At 41.6% G+C, this 7,232-nt stretch carries 8 protein-coding genes and 3 pseudogenes; 4 read left to right on the forward strand and 7 right to left on the reverse strand.

Annotation, left to right across the window (positions count from 1 at the left end; genetic code table 11):
• Nucleotides 1-164 (forward strand): annotated as a pseudogene (locus ACFQZ1_RS03020) (IS6 family transposase); the annotation flags it as partial.
• A gap of 348 nt (nt 165-512) precedes the next feature.
• On the opposite strand, the gene ACFQZ1_RS03025 reads toward ACFQZ1_RS03020, so the two are convergent.
• From ACFQZ1_RS03025 to ACFQZ1_RS03050, 6 genes and pseudogenes are all read right to left on the reverse strand, one after another.
• Nucleotides 513-1,403, reverse strand: coding sequence for an alpha/beta hydrolase family protein (locus ACFQZ1_RS03025; protein ID WP_377880627.1), 891 nt, complete (start codon nt 1,401-1,403; stop codon nt 513-515).
• A 33-nt stretch (nt 1,404-1,436) separates the two neighbouring features.
• A complete protein-coding gene (locus ACFQZ1_RS03030) occupies nt 1,437-2,312 on the reverse strand; it encodes a GyrI-like domain-containing protein (protein WP_377880628.1) in 876 nt (291 codons plus the stop codon).
• Nucleotides 2,313-2,853: 541 nt separating this feature from the next.
• Nucleotides 2,854-3,720, reverse strand: a complete 867-nt coding sequence (locus tag ACFQZ1_RS03035; protein WP_035431392.1) for an SDR family oxidoreductase — start codon at nt 3,718-3,720, stop codon at nt 2,854-2,856.
• Complete coding sequence (locus ACFQZ1_RS03040; protein ID WP_156107911.1) at nt 3,717-4,217, reverse strand: hypothetical protein; 501 nt, start codon at nt 4,215-4,217, stop codon at nt 3,717-3,719. Before ACFQZ1_RS03040 ends, ACFQZ1_RS03035 begins: the two co-directional genes overlap by 4 nt.
• Before the next feature lie 131 nt (nt 4,218-4,348).
• Nucleotides 4,349-4,942, reverse strand: a complete 594-nt coding sequence (locus ACFQZ1_RS03045) for a MarR family winged helix-turn-helix transcriptional regulator (RefSeq protein ID WP_371261863.1) — start codon at nt 4,940-4,942, stop codon at nt 4,349-4,351.
• Between the two features lie 187 nt (nt 4,943-5,129).
• A pseudogene (locus ACFQZ1_RS03050) lies at nt 5,130-5,360 on the reverse strand (FAS1-like dehydratase domain-containing protein); the annotation flags it as partial.
• A gap of 226 nt (nt 5,361-5,586) precedes the next feature.
• Here ACFQZ1_RS03050 and ACFQZ1_RS03055 point away from each other — a divergent pair.
• Nucleotides 5,587-6,063, forward strand: a complete 477-nt coding sequence (locus ACFQZ1_RS03055; protein WP_377880629.1) for a GNAT family N-acetyltransferase — start codon at nt 5,587-5,589, stop codon at nt 6,061-6,063.
• A gap of 82 nt (nt 6,064-6,145) precedes the next feature.
• Here the strand turns inward: ACFQZ1_RS03055 and ACFQZ1_RS03060 are convergent, their stop codons facing one another.
• Nucleotides 6,146-6,625: a recombinase family protein gene (locus tag ACFQZ1_RS03060; protein ID WP_377880630.1), complete on the reverse strand. Its 480-nt coding sequence runs from the start codon at nt 6,623-6,625 to the stop codon at nt 6,146-6,148.
• 8 nt (nt 6,626-6,633) lie between these two features.
• Between ACFQZ1_RS03060 and ACFQZ1_RS03065 the strand changes: the two are divergent.
• Nucleotides 6,634-6,828: pseudogene (locus ACFQZ1_RS03065) on the forward strand (nucleoid-structuring protein H-NS); the annotation flags it as partial.
• A gap of 24 nt (nt 6,829-6,852) precedes the next feature.
• Nucleotides 6,853-7,062: a zinc ribbon domain-containing protein gene (locus tag ACFQZ1_RS03070; protein WP_080001279.1), complete on the forward strand. Its 210-nt coding sequence runs from the start codon at nt 6,853-6,855 to the stop codon at nt 7,060-7,062.
• Nucleotides 7,063-7,232 lie beyond the last annotated feature (170 nt).

Here is a 7,232-nt window from a genome sequence, read left to right on the forward strand (position 1 = left end):
GAGTACGCTCTATGCTGGGATTCAAAACGTATGAAACTGCTACTTCAATAGTACGTGGCATTGAAGCCATGCATATGATGAAAAAAGGGCAAGTTCACCGAGGGGTGAAGTCTGCCCAAAATCGAAAAGAATTCATTGATAAATTGTTTGGCATTGCAGCATAATCCGTAAGTTAATAGGAAATTCATGTCCTATGTTTTTTGAAATCATCTTTGCACCAGAACCAGAAATATCCATTCAGACAGGCAAGTGTTCGTTGAAAATAAAGTTCTAGACTGGAGTTGTTGATCTAATGTGGTTTTTCAATTATTAATTTGGCAGCCTTCGCAAAATAAGTTTTAGACTGTTCCAATAAAGTAAGCAGCGGCGGACTAAGACGTGAAAATAAAGTCTTAGACTGCCGCTGCTGTTTCAGCCTGATATTGAACTAACTTTCCCCAGTTAGCGTAACGATTAGTTAATCGAACACTCAGTTAACATTTGATTTCGACGGAAAGTGATTGTTCCTAATGTTAAGTCAACAGAAACTCTACTACTTCAGCCTTCAGCGTTTCGTGAAATTGCACGCGATCAAAGCCGGGCGGGTCTTGCGAGGGGGGAAAGTCTGGTGAAATCATCTCAGCTGGGAAAGGAGTCAGGAAGGAATAATGTCCGGCATTCTCCACCGTCCGATAGCGAATCATTTGCGGTTCAGCAACACTATTCATGATGATCTGCGCGTGAAAAGGAAGTGCGTAAGGGTCTCGCTCGGCATCCAACATGAGAATGGGGAGCCGAACGTTGTTTAATGCTCCCTCATTACGGAACCAAACGGACGCCGGGGCTAGCAAAATCAGGGACCGGATGCGTGAATCATGAGGGACATCGATCTGCTGCGGCTTCCCATCCGGGCTCTCAGTAGGGAAGGAGGTCGGGATACCACCAGCTGCTGCAAGCGCGGTGTAGCCCCCCATGGAATGCCCGATGACCGAATGGCCTCCCGGCTGTAGAAGCCCCTTAAACCTCTCATCTTCAAAAAACCAGTCGGCTGCCATGCGAAGGTGCCGGGGGCGATAGGTGAGGTTTTGGACAGTACCTTCCAAACTATTATCATTGCGGTTATTAAATGGATGTTCGAGAAGGCCAACGATAAAGCCGCTGCGCGCCAAATGCCGAGCGAGCGACCGGTACACAAGCGGTGAACCGCCTGTACCGTGTGAAATGAGGACTAGTCTAAATTTTCCCTCCAGCGGCGCTGCGTCTCTGGCCACCTCCAACGAGTACGGCCCTAACCTATCAGTCTGTTCCGGTGCATCTGTCGGATACATCACGATCATGGGAACGGTCACCTTCAATGCGTTGTCGGTAATTTGTACCTCACAGCAACCTGCATATCCTTCAACAATATCTTCTATTTTGTTCATCTTGATTTCTTCCTCTCCTTGAGCTACATGCTCCTAATATGGCGAGCCAACGGGAATATATATGTCTAATACCGAATCCTCGTTCATCGGTCCTAGATATCGATGGTCGTAACGCACAAACTCCGGGTAATTCGTACGAACGCTGCCCGACTGGGGTAACCAGGTTTCATAAATGTACTGGAACGTATCGTTGAGTCTCGATAATGTCCCCTTATGAGTAAAAACCGCATAAGTTACAACTGGGAGCAGCTTAGCGACCATTCCCAAGGGAACTACACTCTCCTCGCTAGCCACCTCGACACAAGCGGTATACGTGACTTCCCATTGCCTACCTGTAAGTTCAATGACCGCATAAAATATGTCTTCCGTATCCGGCTTTCGCTCAATTTCGAACAAACGCTGCCTAAAGCTCCGCCATAGCTTTCCGACTTCGTCCGAATTGACACCCGGTATCGACATGCCGACCAGATGCAGCTTATTCAGGCAGACAATAGCTGGCACGAGGGAGACGCTCTTATTCAAATGCTGTAGCCCCACTTCATCCAAAGGAAGCTTCTCCATTGCCCGGAACAGCGTGTCCTTCATGTCCCTTTGCTTTCGAAATTGTCCAGGCGAGATGGAGAACATTTTCCCAAAGGCTCGGGTGAAGGATTCCTGAGACTCGAACCGGTACAGGATGGCAATATCTATGATCCTTTGGTTGGTATAAAATAAATCGTATGCTGCTTGTGTCAATCTCCGCTTGCGTATGTACTCCGAGACGGAGTTTCTCGTAACCGATAGGAAGATCCGGTGAAAATGGTACGGCGAATAGCCCGCAGCCTCCATAACCTTGGTGCTTAATCTCTCATCGGTCAGATGATCCTCAATATAGGTAGTGGCCTTGATTACCAAATCCTTATAATTCACTTTAATGCCTCCATATCGATATACTCAACTTTACGACAGATGGAACGCTCTGTTTTGATATTTTTTGCGGAATTTTACTTTACTCAACAGCTAACACTACTTTCCAAGCGCAGATAGTTTCCTGATCAGCCACACTCTTCAGTTCGCCAAAAGAGCGATCTCTGGAAATTGCTCAGTCTCGCTGGTTTTAAACAAATCTGCCCGTCCCTCGGTTAATGATGCATCGTTAGTCTAAAGACTTTATTTTCCTGGTCTACATCTTTATTTTCCAGTCTATTACTTTATTTTCTTTCTGGGGTACAGCCACATGCCCATCAACTTAAGATTTTGAAATACCCCCAAGTGTAAAAAAACGTTATTTTCTAAAGTTAATGAATTCCAAAAACTTAATTTGTTTTGTGTTGATAAAATGCAGGTTTAAAAGATTATTCCGACTATAATACTGTTATAACCAGTGTTATTTTTTCATTATTCCAAAAGGTTGAATGCCATCGACAACTTTTTAGAAAAAATTCTTTATTTGGTTCGGTAAACTCCGCCATTACCGGAAGTTTTCTACATACTCACACAGAAAATCGTCTAGCGTGCGGGGCTCTCTACCAAGCAAATGCTTCACAGTGTCCATAGGTTTTTCCGGTAGCGCCACCGACATAGCCTGAATTTCCACAATATGATTTGCGAGCCAAGGAGGCATATGTTCATGTTCGATTAGATTGCGTCGTAATACTTGAGAATCCATGTTGATATAGCGAATTGGCCTCCCCAGCAGAACGGATAGTTTACTTGCAATCTGTGGATAGCTGAATATCTCAGAACCGGTAAGTGTGTATACTTTGCCAGTTACCCTACTGTTAGTCAAAGCTTCGGCAGCAACATCTGCAATATCTCGGCAATCAATGAAGTTACATGCGATATCATCCATGGAACCATAGAAAACATTCTGGGCTATAATCGTCGGTGCGAAGCGCAGTAAGTTCTGCATAAACGCATACGGGCGTAACACCGTATGCTTAATACCCGATTCGAACAAAATTCTCTCAATTTCATGATGCCAACCTGCTACTGCCACTGGAGCATTTCGGTCAAAAACTGGACTGGATATCTTTACGATGTGCTCTATTCCGACTTCCGTGGCAATATGAATAATAGAAGTCTCTAATTCAATTTGTCTTGGACTGTTGGACATCGCAAGGAAGAGCTGGCTTGCTCCTGTAAACGCACGGCGCAGCGATTCAGGATCAGTTGCATCAGCCGATACGATTTCAATAAGTGACTGGTCTAAATCGCCAATCTGCATAAATACCTTCTCAGGATCCCTGCTCAGCGCTCGAACAGGAACACCAAAATTAACTAAACGTTTCAAAAGTGCTCTACCAATTGTACCCGATGCCCCAATAATGACAATCATTTTCTATCCTCTCCTTTGAATACAAAAATTTTTTTAACATTAAGACGCCATCGCCATGTTATGATTGTGCTCGCAATCATTGCAGATAGCGGAAAATCAATCCATACCCGATCGAACCAAATAAAATGATTAAACGGCCCTAGTAAACAAGATGCCGACCACGCAGCGAACAGTCCAAACATAGTCCCTATCAAAGTAAAAATCCCCACAACAACTAAGTGATTTGCACCGATAATCCAGCGATTATGAATCCCTCGGCTTCGTAACCAAAGGCCAAACATCCAGGCTACTATGGCTGATGTTCCTCCAATCGTTGTTAGTGCCCCAATCTGTAGACCCTTGTCGGCAGTGATCAATCCCCCAATCCCTGCCATGATGGCAGGGGCAACATAAGCCATCAACACTTCACGCCACAATACAAAAGGCTTTACATTGGAATCCACATTCGTAATAGCATATACACCTTCTGTTTTATCCAGATATTTCATGTCCCTCATATATTCACCTCCTTTCTTTTTTGAAATCATTTAGCAATCTATTCATATCATATAATTAGGAACCTAACCATATGAGGATGAAAATAGGCTAGCTTTACTAGCCCTTTTTAGCTGTTGTTCATAAGTTTCTTCTATTCGTCTAGTTCATCCGTAAGTGCTGAGATGCCTTCTGTCACTCGGCCAAGCAGGTCAAGAAATACACTGCGCTCCTCGATACTAAGTAAGCCGACCATAGCTTCTAGCCTTGCGAAATGCTCTGGAGCCATTTCACGAAGCTTCTTCGCTCCTTGCTCCGTTAAAATGACCGATTTTTGACGCCCATCTTTTGAGCTAGGTCGACGGGATACGAGGCCATCTCGCTCAAGGGTATCAATTAGACCTGTCACTGTAGCACGTGTCACACCTAAATGTTCAGCTAATTGCGAAGGTAACGCTTCTCCTTCGTTATCTTCAAGGTCTGCCAGTAAACGATAGCGTCCTGTTGATAAACCAAATCTAGAGAAATGAATCTCCGTAGCATGTCCAAGCTTAGTTCCTGCTGCCATTAGCCTAACCGCAACGAGAACAGCTTGGGCGTCAATATCTAAATTATAACGATCAATTTGACGCTTAGATTGTATAAGTGTAGGAACCGCATCATTGTAATTTATTACTTTAGTATCGGAAACAGCAGGCGGAACAACATAAACATCTTCCGTTTTTTCCGAATCTTTCATATTGCTCATGTATGTACCTTCTTTCTTCTTTTAAATCGTTAAGCAGTTACTTTTAGTACACATAATTAGGGAGTTAATTATATAGTGATGAAAATAGGCTAGCTTTACTAGCCCGCATTATAATTATATATAGTATGGCACCTAATCATTTTTTATGTCAACAAATTTTATTAACATATTTTCAATTTTAAAATGTTCAGTCTCGAATGATTCCATAACTTGACCCTAGCATTACTTCTTTCCCATTTTGATTACGATATACTGACTTTATTTCTACCTTTTTAAAACCTTCCATTTGTTCAACATTTGTAAGAGTTATTTCGCATGTAATGGTATCTCCAGTAAAAACAGGTCAAATAAATTCAGTTACCATTTCTCTTGCGATGTAATTTACATCACCACCAATTTTCGTTCCTATACTTGACGTTTACCTTGAAACCAATATTGTAACAAAAACGCTCATTTTAGTTACAATCCTTAGCGTACAAAAATCAAGGTTTACACTTCCAAAAAATGTCTTAACGTGGATTTTATGTCATTTGGTTGGCGGGACCCCTAGTAGGCGTTGGTGACAGTTTCTTACTTCCTCCTCTAATACCTGTGCTTTTAATGTGATAAAATAAATTTTTAAGTTTCTTGGAGGTGTATTGTATATGAAAATTATGAAATTTAATGCCTCAGATAGTGAACAAGTTGTTTCTTTATTCTACGAAACCGTTCATACTGTGAATTCAAAAGATTATTCAAAAGAACAGCTAGATGTATGGGCACCCATAAAAGAAAAGGCCAACAAAATTGATACTTGGGGTATTTCTTTTATGCAAAACATCACGTACATAGCCAAAATTAACGAAAAAATTGTTGGTTTTAGTGATTTAACATTCTCTGGCTATTTAGATCGACTTTATGTTCATAAAGATTATCAAGGCCAAGGCATTGCTTCAGCCTTGATTGATAAACTTGAATCTAAAGCAAAAGAATTAAAAATTTTAGAAATTCATACTGATGCCAGTATTACAGCCAAACCTTTTTTTATGTCCCGAGGATACACAGTAGTCTGCGAACAAACTGTCCACCGACAAGGTATTAAATTAATTAACTATAAAATGATAAAAAAACTGATATTATAATTATTCACTTATTAAAAGAGTGTTAGTTGACAAAGAAAGTTCTTCTTGGCACTCTACTGTTTCTTAATAAAATTCAAATTGTTTAATTTTGTTCTTTTTCTACTGTAGTTTTTAATTCTCTATATAAAGTGGAACTTGAAACGCCAGTCATTTCTTTGATTTCTTTAACGGTAAATTTTTCAGACTGATATAGTTCGATTGCCTGTTGGATTTTCTTCTCATCTTTTTTAGGTCTTCCACCATTTCTTCCTCTTGCTCTAGCCGCACTTAATCCGGCAAGTGTTCTTTCACGGATAATGTCCCTTTCGAATTCAGCAAAAACAGCAAACATACCGAACATGGCTCTTCCTGAAGCTGTAGAGGTATCGATGTTATCTTTAAGAGAAATAAATTGAACATTTTTTTTACGAATGATATCCATGATCTCGTATAGATGTTTAACGGAGCGGGCTAATCGATCTAGCTTATAAACTACAAATACATCTCCCTCGCGAAGCATATCCAAAGCTATTTGTAATTCTTGTCGATTCTTTTGAGCACCTGATACTTTTTCCTGGTAAATACGCTCACATTGAAAAGCACATGTTAGAAATGCGACAAGAGTGGGAGTGAGGCTATATCATACCTTACATGATCTCTGGTGTACTTAATGAACATCCACGTGTCGCCATGGCTTACCGTGATAGCGCCGATCGTGACAAATTCGTAGATTTTTATGACAAGGTAACATCACCCGAAGTCACTCTGGCTCCAGCATCGAAATAGGTTAGATTGCTAAAGGTACCTCTATTGTTTCTCGTAGACGAAGCATACACTTCTCAAACATGCCCTTGTTGCCAAAGAAGAAAGAAAGTGCGGACACGTAACTACGTTTGTGTGTGCGGCTACGAAGAACACTGGGACATTCACGGTGCCCGCAACATTTTGGCAAAAGAACTGTACGGAAAGATGTGTCATATCCCGGAAGAAACGAAGAGAAAGTATTTGTGGATTGCGTAAGCAAAAAGTAGTAGACGGTGTGTTCCCACCCTTCTGCATGTGCAGAAGTTGCTTAGTCAAATGAAGAAAAGGAGTCCCTGCATAGGTGCAGAGAGGAGATGGAAAATCCGCTTCTCATGGGACCTTGTCTTTGTTGATGCTAAGAAATCCCCACTTCAAGCGGAAGCGAG

The organism is Bacillus sp. CGMCC 1.60114 (genome assembly GCF_042676365.1).
GTDB classification, from domain to species: Bacteria; Bacillota; Bacilli; order Bacillales; family Bacillaceae_G; genus Bacillus_A; species Bacillus_A rhizoplanae_A.

Bases quoted from the DNA above. Each gene is read 5' to 3' on its own strand.
- ACFQZ1_RS03040 (WP_156107911.1), bottom strand. From the start codon at position 4,217: ATGAGGGACATGAAATATCTGGATAAAACAGAAGGTGTATATGCTATT.
- ACFQZ1_RS03035 (WP_035431392.1), bottom strand. From the start codon at position 3,720: ATGATTGTCATTATTGGGGCATCGGGTACAATTGGTAGAGCACTTTTG.
- ACFQZ1_RS03055 (WP_377880629.1), top strand. From the start codon at position 5,587: ATGAAAATTATGAAATTTAATGCCTCAGATAGTGAACAAGTTGTTTCT.
- ACFQZ1_RS03025 (WP_377880627.1), bottom strand. From the start codon at position 1,403: ATGAACAAAATAGAAGATATTGTTGAAGGATATGCAGGTTGCTGTGAG.
- ACFQZ1_RS03045 (WP_371261863.1), bottom strand. From the start codon at position 4,942: ATGAGCAATATGAAAGATTCGGAAAAAACGGAAGATGTTTATGTTGTT.